Origin of the sequence: Pantoea sp. PSNIH1, from assembly GCF_007680655.1 — a bacterium.
Taxonomy (GTDB): domain Bacteria; phylum Pseudomonadota; class Gammaproteobacteria; order Enterobacterales; family Enterobacteriaceae; genus Pantoea; species Pantoea eucrina.
Map to the genome: position 1 here is coordinate 131,420 of NZ_VEIP01000003.1, position 18,746 is coordinate 150,165.

The 18,746-nt window shown below is 57.8% G+C and carries 18 protein-coding genes and 1 riboswitch; of the genes, 11 read left to right on the plus strand and 7 right to left on the minus strand.

The window, feature by feature from the left end:
• Positions 1 to 12: 12 nt before the first annotated feature.
• Complete coding sequence (gene glnE, locus FS690_RS10250; protein WP_145339570.1) at positions 13 to 2,862, plus strand: bifunctional [glutamate--ammonia ligase]-adenylyl-L-tyrosine phosphorylase/[glutamate--ammonia-ligase] adenylyltransferase; 2,850 nt, start codon at positions 13 to 15, stop codon at positions 2,860 to 2,862.
• An 81-nt stretch (positions 2,863 to 2,943) separates the two neighbouring features.
• Positions 2,944 to 4,368, plus strand: a complete 1,425-nt coding sequence (gene hldE / locus FS690_RS10255; RefSeq protein WP_108569914.1) for a bifunctional D-glycero-beta-D-manno-heptose-7-phosphate kinase/D-glycero-beta-D-manno-heptose 1-phosphate adenylyltransferase HldE — start codon at positions 2,944 to 2,946, stop codon at positions 4,366 to 4,368.
• Positions 4,369 to 4,407: 39 nt separating this feature from the next.
• Here the strand turns inward: hldE and FS690_RS10260 are convergent, their stop codons facing one another.
• Complete coding sequence (locus FS690_RS10260) at positions 4,408 to 4,713, minus strand: accessory factor UbiK family protein (protein ID WP_034828368.1); 306 nt, start codon at positions 4,711 to 4,713, stop codon at positions 4,408 to 4,410.
• Positions 4,714 to 4,884: 171 nt separating this feature from the next.
• A riboswitch (FMN riboswitch) is annotated at positions 4,885 to 5,034 on the plus strand.
• A 108-nt stretch (positions 5,035 to 5,142) separates the two neighbouring features.
• On the opposite strand from FS690_RS10260, the gene ribB reads away from it, so the two are divergent.
• The gene (ribB, locus tag FS690_RS10265; protein ID WP_039380221.1) at positions 5,143 to 5,799 is read left to right on the plus strand and encodes a 3,4-dihydroxy-2-butanone-4-phosphate synthase; all 657 of its coding nucleotides are present in this window, start codon (positions 5,143 to 5,145) and stop codon (positions 5,797 to 5,799) included.
• A 39-nt stretch (positions 5,800 to 5,838) separates the two neighbouring features.
• Here ribB and zupT read toward each other — a convergent pair whose 3' ends face one another.
• Complete coding sequence (zupT, locus tag FS690_RS10270) at positions 5,839 to 6,606, minus strand: zinc transporter ZupT (protein ID WP_039380219.1); 768 nt, start codon at positions 6,604 to 6,606, stop codon at positions 5,839 to 5,841.
• Positions 6,607 to 6,802: 196 nt separating this feature from the next.
• Between zupT and ygiD the strand changes: the two genes are divergently transcribed.
• On the plus strand, positions 6,803 to 7,582 hold the full coding sequence (ygiD, locus tag FS690_RS10275) for a 4,5-DOPA dioxygenase extradiol (protein WP_169713297.1): 780 nt from the start codon (positions 6,803 to 6,805) through the stop codon (positions 7,580 to 7,582).
• 52 nt (positions 7,583 to 7,634) lie between these two features.
• Here the strand turns inward: ygiD and FS690_RS10280 are convergent, their stop codons facing one another.
• From FS690_RS10280 to tolC, 3 genes are all read right to left on the minus strand, one after another.
• Positions 7,635 to 8,798: a glutathionylspermidine synthase family protein gene (locus FS690_RS10280; RefSeq protein ID WP_145339571.1), complete on the minus strand. Its 1,164-nt coding sequence runs from the start codon at positions 8,796 to 8,798 to the stop codon at positions 7,635 to 7,637.
• Positions 8,799 to 8,805: 7 nt separating this feature from the next.
• Positions 8,806 to 9,480 carry a DUF1190 family protein gene (locus FS690_RS10285; RefSeq protein WP_039380215.1) on the minus strand — a complete coding sequence of 225 codons (675 nt, stop codon included), beginning with the start codon at positions 9,478 to 9,480 and terminating at the stop codon, positions 8,806 to 8,808.
• A gap of 139 nt (positions 9,481 to 9,619) precedes the next feature.
• Positions 9,620 to 11,089 (minus strand): outer membrane channel protein TolC, encoded by a 1,470-nt coding sequence (gene tolC, locus FS690_RS10290; RefSeq protein WP_104085426.1) that lies wholly within the window; start codon positions 11,087 to 11,089, stop codon positions 9,620 to 9,622.
• A gap of 213 nt (positions 11,090 to 11,302) precedes the next feature.
• Between tolC and nudF the strand changes: the two genes are divergently transcribed.
• Genes nudF through FS690_RS10320 form a run of 6 tightly spaced genes read left to right on the plus strand, consistent with a single transcriptional unit; the run spans position 11,303 to position 16,685 of the window.
• Positions 11,303 to 11,938, plus strand: coding sequence for an ADP-ribose diphosphatase (gene nudF / locus FS690_RS10295; RefSeq protein ID WP_039380210.1), 636 nt, complete (start codon positions 11,303 to 11,305; stop codon positions 11,936 to 11,938).
• On the plus strand, positions 11,935 to 12,360 hold the full coding sequence (locus FS690_RS10300; protein ID WP_039380208.1) for a DUF1249 family protein: 426 nt from the start codon (positions 11,935 to 11,937) through the stop codon (positions 12,358 to 12,360). The genes nudF and FS690_RS10300 overlap by 4 nt, the downstream gene beginning before the upstream one ends.
• 42 nt (positions 12,361 to 12,402) lie before the next feature.
• Positions 12,403 to 13,230, plus strand: a complete 828-nt coding sequence (gene cpdA / locus FS690_RS10305) for a 3',5'-cyclic-AMP phosphodiesterase (protein WP_039380205.1) — start codon at positions 12,403 to 12,405, stop codon at positions 13,228 to 13,230.
• Between the two features lie 3 nt (positions 13,231 to 13,233).
• On the plus strand, positions 13,234 to 13,815 hold the full coding sequence (gene yqiA / locus FS690_RS10310) for an esterase YqiA (RefSeq protein ID WP_039380202.1): 582 nt from the start codon (positions 13,234 to 13,236) through the stop codon (positions 13,813 to 13,815).
• 45 nt (positions 13,816 to 13,860) lie between these two features.
• Positions 13,861 to 15,756, plus strand: coding sequence for a DNA topoisomerase IV subunit B (gene parE / locus FS690_RS10315; protein WP_039380200.1), 1,896 nt, complete (start codon positions 13,861 to 13,863; stop codon positions 15,754 to 15,756).
• 29 nt (positions 15,757 to 15,785) lie between these two features.
• Positions 15,786 to 16,685, plus strand: coding sequence for a LysR substrate-binding domain-containing protein (locus FS690_RS10320; RefSeq protein ID WP_145339573.1), 900 nt, complete (start codon positions 15,786 to 15,788; stop codon positions 16,683 to 16,685).
• Positions 16,686 to 16,738: 53 nt separating this feature from the next.
• Here the strand turns inward: FS690_RS10320 and FS690_RS10325 are convergent, their stop codons facing one another.
• The gene (locus tag FS690_RS10325; RefSeq protein ID WP_145339575.1) at positions 16,739 to 17,047 is read right to left on the minus strand and encodes a putative quinol monooxygenase; all 309 of its coding nucleotides are present in this window, start codon (positions 17,045 to 17,047) and stop codon (positions 16,739 to 16,741) included.
• A gap of 31 nt (positions 17,048 to 17,078) precedes the next feature.
• A complete protein-coding gene (locus FS690_RS10330) occupies positions 17,079 to 17,660 on the minus strand; it encodes an NAD(P)H-dependent oxidoreductase (protein WP_071669235.1) in 582 nt (193 codons plus the stop codon).
• 161 nt (positions 17,661 to 17,821) lie between these two features.
• Between FS690_RS10330 and FS690_RS10335 the strand changes: the two genes are divergently transcribed.
• Positions 17,822 to 18,586: a transporter substrate-binding domain-containing protein gene (locus FS690_RS10335; RefSeq protein WP_145339577.1), complete on the plus strand. Its 765-nt coding sequence runs from the start codon at positions 17,822 to 17,824 to the stop codon at positions 18,584 to 18,586.
• The last annotated feature ends 160 nt before the right edge of the window (positions 18,587 to 18,746 follow it).

The following is an 18,746-nucleotide window of genomic DNA, read 5'->3' on the forward strand; positions in this document are numbered from 1 at the left end:
CAGGGAGAGAGGATGCAGTTACCGTTACCTTCGCTGATGCAGGCGCAGCTGGCCGGCATCGCAGAACGCCTGCAGCTGTCGCTGCCGGCGCTGACGTCTGAACAGGCTGGCGCGCTGGCCTTCAGTGACTTTATCGCAGATAACCTGCAGCAGCAGCCAGCATGGTGGCAGCAACTGCAGCAGCAGCCTCCTCAGCCTGATGAATGGCAGCACTATGCTCTGTGGCTGCAGCAGGCGCTGCAGCATGCGGATAGCGAGGCCGCGCTGATGCGTGAGCTGCGCCTGTTCCGCCGGCATATGCTGGTGCGTATCGCCTGGATGCAGGCGCTGCAGCACGCCACGACCGAACAGAGCCTGACGCAGCTTAGCGTACTGGCAGAAAGCCTGATCGCTGCCGCCCGCGATCGCGTGTGGCAGGATTGCTGTCGCGATTTTGGCACGCCCTGCAACGAGGCGGGCGAGCCGCAGCCGCTGCTGATCCTCGGCATGGGCAAGCTGGGTGGCGGAGAACTCAACTTCTCCTCTGATATCGATCTGATCTTTGCCTGGCCGGAGAGCGGCGTCACGCGCGGCGGGCGACGCGAGCTGGACAACGCACAGTTTTTTACCCGCATGGGGCAGCGCCTGATAAAAGTGCTGGATCAGCCTGGCGTCGATGGTTTTGTTTACCGCGTGGATATGCGACTGCGTCCGTTCGGCGATAGCGGCCCGCTGGTGATGAGCTTTGCGGCGCTGGAAGATTACTATCAGGAGCAGGGGCGTGACTGGGAGCGCTACGCCATGGTCAAAGCGCGTCTGATGGGCGACGATCGCGGCGAGTGGAGCCAGGCGCTGCAGCAGATGCTGCGGCCGTTTGTCTATCGCCGCTATATCGATTTCAGCGTGATTCAGTCGCTGCGTAACATGAAAGGGATGATCGCGCGTGAAGTGCGCCGTCGCGGCCTGAAAGATAATATCAAGCTGGGCGCCGGCGGTATCCGCGAAACCGAATTTATTGTGCAGGTGTTTCAGCTGATTCGTGGTGGACGTGAGCGCTCACTTCAGTCGCGCTCACTGCTGCCAGTGCTGCAGGCCATCGGTAAGCTGGAGTTGCTGCGTCCGCAGCAGGTCAGTCAGCTGCATGACGCCTACCTTTTTTTACGCCGGCTGGAGAATCTGCTGCAGAGCATCAATGATGAGCAGACGCAGACGCTGCCGCAGGATGCGCTCAACCGGGAGCGTCTGGCGTGGGCGATGAACTGCGCTGACTGGGAAGCGCTGACGGCACAGCTAACGGCGCACATGGCCGCCGTACGCGCGGTGTTTGATGAGCTGATTGGCGACGATGCCCCGGACGTTGATGACCAGCCGGAACTGGCGGAATTTGCGGCACTCTGGCAGGACACGCTGGAGGAGCATGAGCTGACGCCGGTGGTGCCGCAGCTGAATGAAACGCAGCGGCAGCGCTTTTTTTACGTGCTTAATGACTTCCGGCAGGATGCCAGCCGGCGCACAATCGGGCCGCGTGGCCGGCTGGCGCTCGACCAGCTGATGCCGCGCCTGCTGGGGGAGATCGCTTCGCGTGAGGATGCCGACAGCGTACTGGAGCGCCTGACGCCGCTGCTGCTGGGGGTGCTGACGCGCAGCACCTATCTTGAGCTGCTGACTGAGTATCACGGCGCGCTGCGTCACCTGATCCGTCTCTGTGCCGCCTCACCAATGATTGCCAGCCAGCTGGCGCGCTATCCGCTGCTGCTGGATGAGCTGCTCGACCCCGCCACGCTGTATCAGCCCACTGCCACTGACGCCTACCGTGACGAACTGCGGCAATATCTGCTGCGTATTCCGGCAGAGGATGAAGAGCAGCAGCTGGAGGCGGTGCGCCAGTTCAAACAGGCGCAGCTCTTGCGTATTGCCGCAGCAGATATCGCCGGAACGCTGCCGGTAATGAAAGTAAGCGATCACTTAACCTGGCTGGCAGAGGCGATGATCGAGTCGGTGGTGCAGCAGGCCTGGCAGATGATGGTACAGCGCTATGGGCGGCCATCACATCTGACGCGTGACGATGAGCGCGGCTTTGCCGTGGTCGGCTATGGCAAGCTGGGGGGCTGGGAGCTTGGCTACAGCTCCGATCTCGATCTGGTGTTTCTGCATGATTGTCCGGAGAGTGCAGAGACCGACGGTGAACGCGTCATCGACGGAAGGCAGTTTTATCTGCGTCTGGCGCAGCGCATCATGCATCTCTTCAGCACCCGCACCGCCTCCGGTATTTTGTATGAGGTGGATGCCCGCCTGCGTCCTTCTGGCTCAGCAGGCATGCTGGTCAGCACCTTCGACGCCTTTGAAGAGTATCAGCGTAATGATGCCTGGACCTGGGAGCATCAGGCGCTGGTGCGTGCGCGTATTGTCTTTGGTGAGCCGGCGCTAATGGCGCGTTTTACGCAGATCCGCCACGCTATTCTCAGCCTGCCCCGTGCAACAGCACCGCTGCGGGCTGAGGTACGTGAAATGCGCGAAAAGATGCGTGCGCACCTGAGCAACAAACATAAAGGGCGCTGGGAGATAAAAACAGATGCAGGCGGTATTACCGATATTGAATTCATTGCCCAGTATCTGGTCTTAGCGTCAGCGGCGGATCGGCCGGCCCTGACGCGCTGGTCAGATAACGTGCGCATTTTTGCTCTGATGGCGGAGCACGATATTATGCCTGCCCAGGAAGCGCAGGCGCTGACGCATGCTTACGTCACGCTGCGTGATGCGCTGCATCATCTGGCCCTGCAGGCGCTGCCGGGTCACGTGGCACCGGATCGTTTTGCCCGCGAGCGCGGCATTGTCAACGCCAGCTGGCAGCGCTGGCTGGGCACGGTTGAGCCAGACAGTTGAGGCGTGCGGCGGCATCTTACCCTGCGGCGGGTATATGGTATTATCCGCGCAATATTTTGAGCGTAGTCTGGAGTCTCTGAAATGAAAGTAACACTGCCCGCGTTTGGCAAGGCCACCGTACTGGTTGTTGGCGATGTGATGTTAGACCGCTACTGGTATGGCCCGACCAGCCGCATTTCACCCGAGGCGCCGGTGCCGGTCGTCAAAGTGGATACCATTGAGGAGCGTCCGGGCGGCGCGGCCAACGTGGCAATGAACATTGCCGCGCTGGGTGCCGCATCGCGTCTGATTGGGCTGACCGGTGAGGATGATGCCGCGCAGGTACTGAGCCGCACGCTGGAGCAGGTTAACGTCAGCTGTGACTTTGTGGCGCTAAAAACGCATCCCACCATCACCAAGCTGCGCGTGCTGTCGCGCAACCAGCAGCTGATCCGGCTGGACTTTGAAGAGGGCTTTGATCAGGTCGATCCGCAGCCCATCCACGATCGTATGCGTCAGTCGCTGTCACAGGCTGGCGCGCTGGTGCTGTCAGACTACGCTAAAGGTGCCCTGAGCAGCGTCCAGACCATGATCGGGCTGGCCCGCGAAGCGGGCGTACCGGTACTGATCGACCCGAAGGGCACCGACTTTGAGCGCTATCGCGGTGCAACCCTGCTGACGCCAAACCTGTCTGAATTTGAAGCCGTTGCCGGCAAATGTAAAACCGAAGCGGACATCGTCAGCCGGGGAATGCAGCTGATCGCTGACTATGCTCTCTCAGCGCTGCTGGTAACCCGTTCTGAAAACGGCATGACACTGCTGCAGCCGGGTAAAGCGCCCCTGCATATGCCGACGCAGGCGCAGGAAGTCTATGACGTGACCGGTGCCGGCGATACGGTTATTGGCGTCCTGGCCGCGGTCCTCGCGGCAGGTGACACGCTGGAAAACGCCTGTTTCCTTGCCAACGCGGCGGCAGGCGTCGTGGTGGGCAAGCTGGGAACCTCCACCGTCAGTACGGTGGAGCTGGAGAACGCTATTCATGCACGTCCCGAAAGCGGCTTTGGCGTGATGACGGAGAGCGAGCTGAAAACCGCCGTGGCTCAGGCGCGTCAGCGCGGCGAGAAAGTGGTGATGACCAACGGCGTGTTCGACATCCTGCATGCAGGACACGTCTCTTATCTCGCCAATGCCCGCAAGCTGGGCGATAGGCTGATTGTGGCGGTGAACAGCGACGCGTCAACCCGACGTCTTAAAGGCGAAACCCGGCCGGTTAATCCGCAGGAGAACCGGATGATCGTGCTGAGCGCACTCGAAGCGGTGGACTGGGTCGTACTGTTTGAAGAAGATACGCCGCAGCGTCTGATTGCCGATGTGCTGCCGGATTTGCTGGTGAAAGGCGGAGATTACAAGCCGGAAGAGATCGCAGGCAGCAAAGAAGTGTGGGCCAACGGCGGTGACGTACGCGTGCTTAACTTTGAAGATGGCATCTCCACCACCAACATTATTAAAGCGATCCGCAGTCACTGAGCAGACAGCCGGGGGCAGCAGCCACCCGGCTGATAATATTTACTGTGGCGTATCGATTTTACCGGCCGGATCGGGGGTCACCACTGCTGGCGCCGGTGCCGCCGGGCTTTCACTCTCCAGTTTAGCCAGACGCTGCTCCAGGGCTGCCAGCTTTTCGCGGGTGCGCAGCAGGACCTGAGTCTGCACATCAAACTCTTCACGGTTAACCAGATCCATACGGGTCAGCTGCGCCTGCAGAACCTGCCGGATTTTCTTCTCCACGTCGTCGCCAAAGTCGCGGATGCCTTTCGGCATCGCTTCATGGACCTGGCGCGCCAGTTGTTCAATTTTTTTTGTGTCGATCATGGTTATTTCCTGATTGCGGTGGCTGTGAGCAGCACGTTTTCCGACGGTACAAGAAGTAAGTGTAATGCCAGAACCAAAAAGGTTAAACCCGAAATCCGCAACGCATGATGTGCAAAAGCAATTGCACTTTTGTCGATTGCCCGTCCCGGTGAATAACGCTATAGTGATTTTGCTTATTCTCAGGGCGGGGCGAAATTCCCCACCGGCGGTAAATCAGCTTCTGCTGAAAGCCCGCGAGCGCTTTTGCGACCGTGCAAAAGGACAGCAGATCCGGTGTGATTCCGGGGCCGACGGTTAAAGTCCGGATGGGAGAGGGTAACGACATCAGCCGGGTTTATGCCCGCGTCACGTTTTTGCCATGTGTATTTTTCACGCACTCCTAAGCTCGCCCTGGTTCTGGTAACTCATAATATTTTAAGGTTAATTACCATGAATCAGACGCTTCTTTCTGAATTTGGCACGCCGGAACAGCGTGTAGAACGTGCACTTGACGCACTGCGTAACGGTCGCGGTGTGATGGTTCTTGACGATGAAGATCGCGAGAACGAAGGCGACATGATTTTTGCCGCCGAGACCATGACCACAGAGCAGATGGCGCTGACTATCCGCCACGGCAGCGGTATTGTCTGCCTCTGCATCAATGAGGCCCGCCGCCAGCAGCTCGATCTGCCGATGATGGTAGAGAACAACACCAGCTCTTACGGCACCGGATTTACCGTTACGATTGAAGCCGCAGCGGGGGTGACCACCGGCGTCTCTGCAGCTGACCGCATCACCACTATCCGCGCCGCGATTGCTGATAACGCTAAACCGGCTGACCTGCACCGTCCGGGACACGTTTTCCCGCTGCGCGCGCGCGAAGGTGGCGTACTGACGCGCGGCGGTCATACCGAGGCCACGCTCGATTTGGTCACGCTTGCGGGCTTCAGGCCGGCTGGCGTCCTGTGCGAGCTGACTAACGACGATGGCAGCATGGCGCGCGCCCCTGAAGCGATCGCGTTTGCGCAGCAGCATGATATGCCCGTGGTGACCATTGAAGATCTGGTGGCTTACCGCCGCCAGCGTGAGACCCGTCAGGCCAGCTAAAGCTGGCATACAAAAGCAGACCAGCCGGAGGGCGGGAAATCAGCCCGCGCCGGCGGTCTGCAGCAGCGTCAGACTCAGCCCCATCACCGTCATCCCACACAGCACGCCATAGCTCGGGTTATTGTGCGGATCGATTTCGCGCGCCAGCGGCATCAGTTCATCCACCGAAAGTGCGACCATAATCCCTGCGACGGCGGCCATAATGGCAGCAATCACTACCGGCGACAGCGCCGGACCGAGCAGCAGAAAGGCAATGACGCCGCCCAGAATTTCCGCCATACCAGAAATACAGGCCCAGAACAGCGCTTTGGCTTTGGAACCGGTCGCCGCGTACATCGGCCCGGCAACCGCCAGTCCTTCAGGAATATTGTGGATGGCCACGGCTAAAGCGATGCCCAGCCCCAGCTCCATATCGCTGCTGGCAGTAACAAAGGTGGCGACCCCTTCAGGAAAATTGTGCAGGCTGATGCCCAGCGTCAGCAGCACAGCAGTTCGCTTCAGGTTAACGGGACGACCCTGAGTGGCCATCAGATCCTGCGGATGCTGATGCGGCAGCAGGCGATCCATCGCGAAATAGCCGATCAGGCCGAGCATAAACATACCGTATCCCAGCATCGGTGACATTCCCGCAGTATGCAGCGCCGCTGGCAGCATCTCCATCAGCGAAATCAGTAGCATAATGCCGGCGGCGAAGCCGAGCGCAAAGGCGAGCAGACGGTTTGACGGCTTTTGACCAAGAATGCCAAACAGGGCGCCAATAAAGGTGGCACCACCGGCCAGAATAGTGAGCAGTAAAGGCACCGACATAGTAAGCTCCATGATGATAATGATTACCAGTTACATTATAATTAACCTTATAAAATATCGAGTTATTAAGCGTAAAGTTATGTCGTTCACGCTTATTCAAATTTGCTGACAGACATTATCACGCTTCTCCGCGTTTAAGTGGCCTGGCAAGCGCGTATTGTGACGCTTATGAAAGCAACAGCGATGAGGTGTGAAAATGTGTGATGGCCGTATGCCTGCTCTGTTTCTGGGTCATGGCAGCCCGATGAACGTGCTGGAAGAGAACCGTTATACCCGGGTATGGCAGCAGCTGGGCAGAGATCTGCCGCGCCCGCGCGCTATTCTCGCGATTTCCGCGCACTGGTACACGCGCGGAACGCGGGTAACCGCCATGGAACAGCCACGCACTATTCACGATTTCGGCGGATTTCCGCAGGCGCTGTTTGACGTGCGCTACCCGGCACCCGGATCGCCTGCGCTGGCGCAGCGCGTAACGGAGCTGCTGCCGGCGGCAGAAAAAGATGAGAGCTGGGGGTTCGATCACGGCTCGTGGGGCCTGCTGGCCAAAATCTATCCTGAGGCGGATATTCCGCTGGTGCAGCTCAGCGTGGACAGTACCCGGCCCGCCGCATGGCATTTTGAGGCCGGACGTAAGCTGGCTGCGCTGCGCGATGAGGGGATCCTGCTGGTTGCGAGCGGCAACGTGGTACATAACCTGCGCAAGCTGCAGTGGCAGGGGAGTGCGCCGGCGTATCCATGGGCCGAAGCGTTTAACCAGTATGTGCGCGATAATCTGCCCAGCGACGCGCCGGCAGCCGATCATCCGCTGGTTAACTATCAGCAGCATCCGGGCGCGGCGCTTTCGCATCCGACGGCTGAACACTATCTGCCGCTGCTCTATATTCTGGGCGCACGCGCAGCGGGTGAGGCGGTCAGCGTGCCGGTTGAGGGCATGGAGATGGGCGCAATCAGTATGCTGTCAGCGCAGGTGGGATAACGGCCCGCGGCGTCGCAGGCCGGAAGGGGGCGCACCGGAATGCGCCACCAGGTTAGCCGATAAAAGTATGCGGATAGAAGCGCGACAGATCCTGGGTGATTAGCGCCCGATCTTCGCGTAAGCCAATCCCCGCCGGCTGATCGTCTATCAGCCAGCTGCCAATCAGCGTATAGCTGTCGCCAAATCGGGGCAGCGCGCAGAACTGCTGGATAATCATACCCTCTTCGCCATAGGGACCGTCAGCGCGCGCAATTTCGTTGCCGTTTTCAATAATACGGATGTTGGCGCCCTCACGGGAGAAGAGCGGCTTCACCACATATTTATCCATCTGCGGCGCCTGGCTGTCATCTGCAAACCAGGCGGGCAGCAGATTGGGATGGTCCGGGAACATCTCCCACAGCAGCGGCAGCAGGGCTTTATTGGAGAGGATGCTTTTCCAGGCGGGTTCCAGCCAGCGTACGCCGGCATCGGCCAGCTTGGTCGAGAACACCTCGCGCAGCATGAACTCCCAGGGGTAGAGCTTGAACAGGTTGCTGATGACGCGATCGTGCTGGTCGGTAAACTGGCCTTTTTCCCCTAGTCCAATCTCGTCGATATAGAGAAACTCGCCGGGAAGTCCCGCTTCTGTGGCGCAATCCTGCAGATACTGTACCGTCGCGCGGTCCTCTTCCGTATCACGGCAGCAGGCAAAGTGCAGCCAGTTAAAGCCGTGCTGCTGCTGCAGAACCGCAAACCGCTCAATCAGCTTCTCCTGCAGGCTGTTGAACTGATCGCTGCCCGCCGGCAGGTTGCCCGCTTTGAGCTGATCTTCGAGCCAGATCCACTGAAAAAAAGCGGCCTCATAGAGTGATGTCGGCGTGTCGGCGTTGTTTTCCAGCAGCTTGATCTCACCGCTGCCATCCCACACCAGATCCAGACGGGAATAGAGCGAAGGCTGACGCTGAGCCCAGGATTCGCGGACAAACTCCCAGGTGTGTTTCGGAATGCAGAAGCGGGTCAGCAGCGCATCGCTGTTAACCACTTTTTCCACCGCCTGCAGGCACATCTGATGCAGCTCTGCCGTAACGCTTTCCAGCGTCTCTACCTGTGCCAGCGTGAACTGATAATAGGCCTCTTCACACCAGTAAGGCTCACCATACATCGTGTGAAACTGAAAGCCATATTCAGTGGCTTTTGCGCCCCAGTCCGGGCGTTCGCTGATAGCAATACGTTGCATACGGCGCTTAGCCTCCCAGCGAGCGACTGCTGGTGCCGCTGGCGCTGCTGCGCTGCATACTGTTTTGCTTCGCGACCGTCTCACCAAAGCCACCGCGGGTAATGGTCGAGGTCGTGGCCGGTTTAGGTGCCATGGCGGTTTTAGGCACGTTCATGGTACGGCCAGAGGTCGCTGAGCCATAGTTTTTACCGGCGGCGTCTACGAACTGTCCGTTAGCCGGGCTGGCAGGCGTTTTAGGGGAAAACAGCGGCTGCTGAGCAAAACCGGCGCCGCCGCCCATCATACGTCCCATCATGTAGCCAGCCATCAGCGGCATCCAGAAGCCGCCGCTGTGCTGTGCTTCGGCATTGTTTGCGGTGGTGCCCGCACCCGCCTGAGCCGGTGCCTGCTGGCACTGATTTTCGCCAAATTCCGCCACGCAATCTTCGCGTGAGGCATATTTAGGCGCGGTGCGCTCCGCCTCTTTCAGCGCATTGTTATAAGCGGCTTTACACTGACCGCTCTGATCCGGATTGGCTTTCGCACAGTCGTCAGCATTCTGATAGAGCGAAACTGTTTCGTCGCTCTGTTCGCAGCCTGCCAGCATAAATACTGCAGTGACCGCCAGCGCGACGGGCGTAAGATGACGTGCCTGCCAGCCTTTACGAAAAGCGGCATGACGGATATTTTTTGTCCGTTTCATAGTGATTATCCTGTACCCAGAGTTGCAGTCAGGATAGGTGATGCGAGGGGGGATTTAAAGCGTGAAGCCTGACAGGGCGCGGATCTTTACGTAGCTATACGTTCAAATGCGAAAGGGGCCGCAGGGGCCCCTTTTGCTGTCAGCGGCTGAATGGATTGCCGCTGTTGCGCGCTGCCGGCTGAACAGACGCCGCCGGAGCGGAAGCTGCCGCCTGCGGTGCGCTGTCGGCCTGTGCAGTCTGCTGGCTATTTTCCGGCGCGACAACTTCAGGTGAGGTCGTCACCTCTTTGCCCAGCGCGCTGTTCAGCTGCTGCAGGTCCTGCTCATTGAGAGTCCCCAGCGCATATTTGATATTCAGCTGGTTAATCAGATAGCTGTAGCGCGCGTTGGAGAGCTGCTGTTTAGCGTTAAACAGCGTAGTGGTCGCGTCCAGTACATCAACAATCGTACGGGTACCCACCTGATAGCCTGCTTCAGAGGCGTCGAGTGAGCTTTGCGCAGAGATCACTGCCTGTTTGTACGCATCAATGCTGCTGATTGACGCATTCACGTTGTTAAACGAGGAGCGTACGGTCTGCACCGCGCTGCGATGCGCGCCTTCCAGCTGTTCGCTGGCGGCGACAAAGTTGTACTGCGCCTGTTTCACCTGCGAGGTCACTGAACCACCGCTGTAGAGCGGTAATGAGAAGCTCAGGCCGACCTGATTTGAACCCGAGATCGAGTCGTTATTGGTGATGCTCTGATTCGCCCGGCTGCCGCTATATTTATTGTTAGACAGACCGGTCGACGCCGTCAGATCCAGCGTAGGCATATGGCCCGATTCAGCATAGCGGATCTGCTCACGTGCCAGATCCTGGCTGAGGCGCGCAGAGAGCAGGTTAAGGTTGCGACTCTCAGCCTGCTTCAGCAGGCTGGCGACCGCATCAGGCCGTGCTGTTTTAAAGCGGTCGATGCTCAGCGAGGCCAGGGAGAGGTAGTCCATCCCGGTGATCTGACGCAGCGATTCAACCGCATTATCCAGCGTGTTTCGGGCCGTCACTTCATTCGCCAGCACGCTGTCATACTGGGCGCGGGCGTTCTGTACATCGGTAATCGCCACCAGGCCGACATTAAAGCGCTGCGTGGTTTGATCCAGCTCGCGATAAATGGACTGTTTCTGCGCTTCGGTATAGGAGAGCGTATCAATCGCATTCAGCACATTGAAATAGGCGGTAGCGGTATTGAGGATCAGATCCTGCTGCGCAACCTGGTAGGTGACATCCTGAATGCCGGCAGTTTTTTCCTGCAGCGTCAGGCTGCGCCACTTTGACATATCAAAAATCGTCTGCGTTAATTGCAGCGAGGCACTTTTGGTGGTGGTATTCAGGCCGCTGCTATCACGATAGCCGTTGTTATAGGTGTAATCTGCACCCAGGCCCAGCTGCGGCAGCAACGGGCTGCGCGCTTCGTTGATCTTTTCAAACGCAGCGTCGCGATCGGCGGCAGAGGCACGCAGATCGGGATTGCTCAGGCGCGCCTGCTGATAAACCTGCAGCAGGTTTTCTGCCTGGCTGGCAAGGCTGAATCCGCCCAGGCTCAGTCCAATAAAAAATGGGAGCAGTTTTTTCATTTGCATTCCTTTTGTTGCAGCCTGTGACGCGAAAAGTGCTGCTGCTAAGCCAAAAAAATAATCGCCGATTTTACAGAGGCGCTGTCAGAGATAGGTTGGCTGAACGTGCCTTCTTTCCCTAATTTACGTAAATAATTCAGAAAGAACCACTCGGATGGAGCACAAGGGTTGGCTTTTCGATGCTCTATCCCAATCTGCATAAGGAACCAGACGATGGCGGGCGAAAAAAAATCCCCTGTGACTTTCACAAAAAACGATGTAGAAATTATTGCACGCGATACCCGTTATGACGGTTTTTTTTCCATCGTCAGCTATCGCTTTCGCCACCGCCTTTTTAATGGCGGAATGAGTGGTGAAGTGGTGCGTGAAGTTTTCGAGCGCGGACACGCCGCCGTGCTGCTACCCTATGATCCCCTGCGCGACGAAGTCGTCTTAATCGAACAGATCCGCATTCCGGCTCTTGATTCCAGCGCCACACCCTGGCTGCTGGAGATGGTGGCAGGTATCATTGAGCCCGGAGAAACGCCGGAAGAGGTCGTACGACGCGAAGCACAGGAAGAAGCGGGCCTGAATGTCGGGCGCGTGAAACCGGTTATCAGTTATTTAGCCAGCCCTGGCGGCACCTCTGAACGGTTGTCGGTGCTGGTGGGTGAAGTGGATGCCAGCCTGGCAGAAGGGAACCATGGGCTGGAGGAAGAGAATGAGGATATTCTCGTACATGTGGTGAGCCGCGAACAGGCTTATCGCTGGGTGGAAGAGGGGATTATTGATAACGCAGCTTCTGTCATTGCGCTGCAATGGCTGGCGTTGCACCATGAAACACTACGACGTGAGTGGAAGGTAAAATGAAACAGCGCTATACCCCTGATTTTCCCGAAATGATGCGCCTGTGCGAAACGAACTTCGCGCAGCTGCGTCGCCTGCTGCCGCGCAGTGATGAAGCAGGCGCCTCGGTGCTCTATCAGGTCAACGGCGCCCGTTATCAGCTGACGATTGAAGAATCAACGCGTTATACCACGCTGGTTGAAATCCGGCAGGTGGCGCCGGCGGTAAGCTACTGGAGTCTGCCCGCGATGTCAGTGCGGCTCTATCACGATGCGATGGTCGCTGAAGTGTGTTCCACACAGCAGATCTATCGCTTTAAAGCACGCTATGATTATCCTAATAAAAAATTGCATCAGCGTGATGAAAAACATCAGATTAACCAGTTTCTGGCTGACTGGCTGCGCTACTGCCTGGCGCACGGTGCTCTGGCCGTGCCTGTTTGCTAAACGCGTCTGACGCATTGATGGCGTGGAGATTAAGGAAACGCTTTGGATAGCCTGCTCACTTTTCCTGCGGCACCAGGATCCGCAATCCGGATCCTGCAGATCACTGATACCCATCTCTTCGCGGGGAAGCACCAATCTTTGCTGGGGGTTAACACCTGGGCGAGCTTCGATGCGGTGCTGGATGCTATCGCGGCACAGCAGCACGAATATGATCTGATTATCGCGACCGGCGATCTGGCGCAGGATCATACCGTGGAAGCGTACCAGCATTTTGTTGCCGGTATTGCCCGCCTGCAAAAGCCATGCGTCTGGCTGCCCGGTAATCACGATTTCCAGCCAGCCATGGTGAATACCCTCGCCGAAGCAGGCATAGCGGCAGATAAACATGTTCTGCTGGGGGAGCAGTGGCAGCTACTGCTGCTCGATAGCCAGGTATCTGGCGTGCCACACGGCATGCTGAGCGACTATCAGCTGGAGTGGCTGGCAGCGTCACTTGCGCGGTTTCCTGGGCGGCACTCGCTCATCCTGCTGCACCATCATCCGGTGCCTTCCGGCTGTACCTGGCTCGATCAGCATAGCCTGCGTAACCCGCACCAGCTGGAAGCGGTGTTACAGGCTTTTCCGCAGGCGCAGCATCTGGTGTGTGGCCACATTCATCAGGAGCTCGATCTTCACTGGCAGGGGCGCCGGGTTCTGGCCTCGCCTTCTACCTGCGTCCAGTTCAAACCGCACTGCACCAGTTTCACCATTGACACGCTGGCCCCCGGCTGGCGCTGGCTGACATTAGCGGCGGATGGCTCACTGGAGACGGAAGTGAATCGCCTGCAAAGCGATATGTTCCGGCCGGACCTTGACTCAGATGGGTACTGATTAATGGCCACGCTGCTCTATCTGCACGGATTTAATAGCTCGCCGCAGTCAGCCAAAGCGACGCAGCTGCAGGCGTGGTGCGCCGCAGCGCAGCCGCACATTAATGTTCTGGTGCCTCAGCTGCCCGCTTTTCCGGAGGAGGCCGCCAGCCTGCTGGAAGAGTTAGTGATGCAGCATACCGGCGAACCGCTGGGGCTGGTTGGCTCATCGCTGGGCGGCTATTTCGCGACCTGGCTGTCGCAATGTTTTATGCTGCCAGCGGTGGTAGTGAATCCGGCGGTACGCCCGTTTGAGCTGCTGACGGATTATCTGGGCGAAAACCGTAATCCCTACACCGGCCAGCAATATGTGTTAGAGTCACGCCATATTTACGATCTGAAAGTGATGCAGATTGACCCGCTTGATGCGCCCGATCTGCTCTGGCTATTGCAGCAGACCGGCGATGAGATCCTCGACTATCGCCAGGCACTGAATTACTACAGCGCATGCCGGCAGACGGTTGAAGCGGGTGGCAATCACGCCTTTATCGGATTTGAACGCCATTTTACGCAGATAGTAGATTTTCTGGGTTTATCCCTCTCCTAAGCTGCGTCATGGGCTCCTTTTTCTCTTGTTCATCAGACAAATACAATGAGCCAATCAAACTATAATGCTGACGCGATTGAGGTCCTGACCGGCCTTGAGCCTGTGCGTCGCCGTCCGGGTATGTATACCGATACCACCCGGCCAAACCATCTGGGTCAGGAAGTTATCGATAACAGCGTCGATGAAGCGCTGGCGGGCCATGCCAGCCGGGTCGAGGTGATCCTGCACGCCGATCAGTCACTGGAAGTGATCGACGACGGGCGCGGTATGCCGGTGGATATCCATCCGGAAGAGGGCGTACCGGCCGTTGAACTGATCCTGTGCCGGCTGCACGCAGGCGGTAAATTCTCCGGTAAAAACTATCAGTTTTCCGGTGGCCTGCACGGCGTGGGCATCTCGGTTGTCAACGCGCTCTCCACGCGGGTGGAAGTGACCGTACGGCGTAATGGTGAAGTGTATCGTATCGCTTTTGAGCATGGCGAAAAGGTTGAAGACCTGAAAGTGATAGGTACGGTCGCCAAACGTAACACGGGCACCAGCGTGCATTTCTGGCCTGACGTCAGCTTCTTCGACAGCCCGCGCTTCTCCGTATCGCGCCTGAAACACCTGCTCAAAGCGAAAGCGGTACTCTGTCCCGGCGTTGAGATTGTCTTTAAAGATAAGGTGAACAACAGCGAGCAGACCTGGCTCTATCAGGATGGTCTGACCGATTATCTGAGTGAGGCGGTCAACGGGCTGCCCACGCTGCCGGAAACGCCGTTTACGGGCAGCTTTGCCGGTGACGTGGAAGCGGTAGACTGGGCGCTGCTGTGGTTACCGGAAGGGGGCGAGCTGCTGACGGAAAGCTACGTTAACCTGATCCCGACCATGCAGGGCGGAACGCACGTAAACGGTCTGCGCCAGGGACTGCTGGATGCCATGCGCGAATTCTGCGAATACCGCAATATTTTACCGCGCGGCGTTAAGCTGTCAGCGGAAGATATCTGGGATCGCTGCGCCTATGTGTTATCGGTAAAAATGCAGGATCCGCAGTTTGCCGGTCAGACCAAAGAGCGTCTCTCCTCGCGCCAGTGCGCGGCCTTTGTGTCGGCGGTGGTGAAAGATGCGTTCAGCCTGTGGCTGAATCAGAACGTGCAGGCGGCAGAAATGCTGGCTGAGCTGGCGATCTCCAGCGCGCAGCGCCGTATGCGCGCGGCGAAAAAGGTGGTGCGTAAAAAACTCACCAGCGGGCCGGCGCTGCCGGGCAAGCTGGCAGACTGCACCGCCCAGGATCTGAATAAAACCGAGCTGTTCCTGGTTGAGGGTGACTCAGCGGGCGGCTCGGCCAAGCAGGCGCGCGATCGCGAATACCAGGCGATTATGCCGCTGAAGGGAAAGATCCTGAACACCTGGGAAGTCTCTTCTGATGAGGTACTGGCGTCGCAGGAGGTGCATGACATTTCCGTAGCGATTGGTATCGACCCGGATAGCGAAGATCTGAGCCAGCTGCGCTACGGCAAAATCTGTATTCTGGCGGATGCGGACTCCGATGGCCTGCACATCGCTACGCTGCTGTGCGCGCTGTTTGTGAAGCACTTCCGTTCACTGGTGCAGCAGGGACACGTCTATGTTGCGATGCCGCCGCTCTATCGTATCGACCTCGGTAAAGAGGTCTATTATGCGCTGGATGAAGATGAAAAAGAGGGCGTGCTGGAGCAGCTGAAGCGGAAAAAAGGCAAGCCGAACGTACAGCGTTTTAAAGGGCTGGGTGAAATGAACCCGCTGCAGCTGCGCGAAACCACGCTCGATCCAAATACCCGGCGTCTGGTACAGCTGACCATTGCCGATGAGGATATTGAGCAGACTCTGCGCGTAATGGATATGCTGCTGGCGAAGAAACGCTCCGAAGATCGCCGCAACTGGCTACAGGAGAAAGGCGATCTCGCCGATCTCGACGTTTAATGACGGCGACGCGCGCTGAGGATAACACGGTGAAAATTACTCTCGAAGAGCTGCGCGCCTGGGTGGCGGTGGTCGACAGCGGTTCGATCACCGCCGCTGCAGAACAGCTGGAGCAGACCACCTCCGGTATCAGCCGCGCGCTCAGCCGGCTGGAGAGTAAGTTACAGACCACGCTGATGCACCGCACCACGCGCCGTCTGGCGCTGACCGATGAGGGCGCGATTTTTCTCGAGCACGCCCGCCAGATCCTCACCTCCGTTGAGCGGGCCGAAGAGCAGATAGCCCGCCGCCGTGAGACGCCTGCCGGGCGACTGCGCATTAACGCCAATACCCCCTTTATGCTGCACGTCATCGTGCCGCTGCTGGCGGAGTTCCGGCAACGCTATCCGCAAATTGAACTTGAACTCAACACCGACGACATCGTTATCGATCTGCTGGAACAGCAAACGGATATCGCTATTCGCATTGGCGAACTGCGCGACTCGACGCTGCGCGCCAGGGTGTTGGGCAGCAGCGCGACGCGACTGGTAGCCAGTCCGGACTATCTGGCAAAACATGGCATACCCGATAGCGTAGCCGCGCTGAGCCAGCACCAGCTGATCGGGTTCAGCCAGCTGGATACCCATAACATCTGGCCCGTCTGGCAGCAGGAGGGGGAGTTTCTGCGTATTAAACCCACCCTGACCGCCTCCAGCGGCGAAACGCTGCGCCAGCTGGCCCTGCAGGGGCTGGGTATTGTCAGGCTCTCTGATTTTGTCAGCCGGGAAGATCGCGAACAGGGGCGGCTGATTGATGTGCTGGCGAGCGAAACCCGGGAGCTACGTTTGCCGGTGCACGCCGTCTACTATCGCAACCAGACGCTGAGTTCGCGCGTCACCTGCTTTCTCGATTTCCTGCAGGAGAAAATCCAGCGCCAGCAGCTGATTTAAGCATTCGGGCGGCAGACGCTCCGGCATAGCCAGAGCGTTGCCTGAGGAGAGGGTCAGCTGGCCGGTTCCAGCACCAGGATTTTCACATCCACCACGTTGTCTTTGATGCGGGCGCGATGTGCATCCATATGCGGCATCTGCTGATGCTGCTCCAGCGCGCGCAGCGAGGCCCACTGCTCCAGCATAAAGATGGAGTCAGGTGAGTTTTGCTTCCATGGCACCTGCGCCTGATGGTCGAGCAGCGCATCATACTGATGGCAACCCTCTTCCTGCAGCACCGCCGGAATCAGCTCATTGATAGCATCCAGCACCGCCTGACGACGGCCCGGTTTAACACAAATTTCAGCGACGACTGTTAACATAGCGCTTCCTCTTTTCCCGTTGTGCTTACAGTTAAGCAAAGATTGCGCTGAGATGAGTCCGATAACGCGCAATATCGCGCGGCACATCGGGCTGTTTGATAACGTCGTTGCAGATAAAGGTGGGCAGCGCCTCCATTCCGAGGAACTGGTTGGCCTTATGGAAGTGCAGATAAAGGCCATCCACGCCCACGCCTTCAAAGAACTGATCGGCTTCAGTAAAGGCTTCCAGCGGCGCGTTCCACGTCAGCGACAGCATATATTTTTTACCCTGAATCAGGCCGCCGGAACCATATTTTTTGCTGGCGTCGCTGCGTGAGCGGCCATCGCTGGCGTAAAGTTTGCCGTGACCTTCGGTAAAGATCTCATCGATATATTTCTTCACCGTCCACGGCTCGCCCATCCACCAGCCCGGCATCTGATAGATCACCACATCGCTGTCCAGATACTTCTGGATCTCCTCTGCGACGTCGTAGTTACTGTCGGCCAGCGTGACAGAGACCTGATGACCGAGATCGCGCAGCTGACTGGCCGCGACGTCGGTCAGCGTATGGTTAAGTTCGCCTTTTGAGTGAGCAAAGGTTTTGCCACCGTCAATGATCAGAATGTTGCTCATACTGTTTTGCACCTGAATGTTAGTTTGATACGGCACACTCTACGCGCGAAAGTTGCGGGGAAAAACGTGCCGCGGGTCACAATACTGTTGCTTATAAAGCAATAATGCTCCGGCGTGTGAAACACTCTGTGCGCAACCCGGAATTAAAATAAGAAGAGGCTATGAAAAAACAGATCACTATCGCGCTGCTGCTGGTAGCGGGCACGGCTCAGGCGCAGTCACGTCTCGATCTCATTCAGCAGCAGCAGACGCTGCGCGTCTGTACCACTGGCGACTATAAGCCCTACAGCTTTCTGCGCAGTGATGGAAAATATGAAGGGCTGGATATCAGCATGGCGGAGTCGCTGGCCGCCAGCCTGGGCGCCAGAGTCGCGTGGGTGCCGACCACCTGGAAAAAACTGAGCGCCGATTTTGTTGCCCGCCAGTGCGATATCGCGCTGGGCGGCGTATCGGTCACGCTGAAGCGTCAGAAAATCGCCTGGTTTGCCCGACCGCTCGGCACAGATGGCAAAATTCCGCTGGTGCGCTGTGAGGACAAAGCGCGCTATCAGACCATTGCGCAGATAAACCGGCGTGAGGTGCGGGTCATCGAGCCTGCCGGAGGCACTAACGAAGCGTTCGTGCACAGCCATCTGCCGCAGGCTACGCTGCAGCTGGCAGAGAATACGACCATCTTTCAGCAGCTGGCGGATAAAAAAGCGGACGTGATGATCACCGACGCGTCTGAAGCGCAGTTTCAGCAGCAGCACTATCCGTCGCTATGCGCCATTAATCCGGATAAGCCGATGCAGTATGGTGAAAAAGCTTACATGCTGCCGCGCGATGATATGAGCTGGAAACTCTACGTGGATCAGTGGCTACATCTGGCGACTGCCACGGGCGAATATGCGGCGATCCAGCAAGTGTGGCTGGGTAAAGTGCCCTGATGCGGTATGACGTCACACCGGGTTTTCTGCAACAAAATCAGCGGTTTTATCAAAGGGCAAAAGCGGCCGGATCCGCCTGCTGCGCTGTTGTTTTTTAACGCAAACCTTTCTGCCGCAGAGACACGGCTTCTCTGTGACTAACTCGCGTGAATAAGGTACT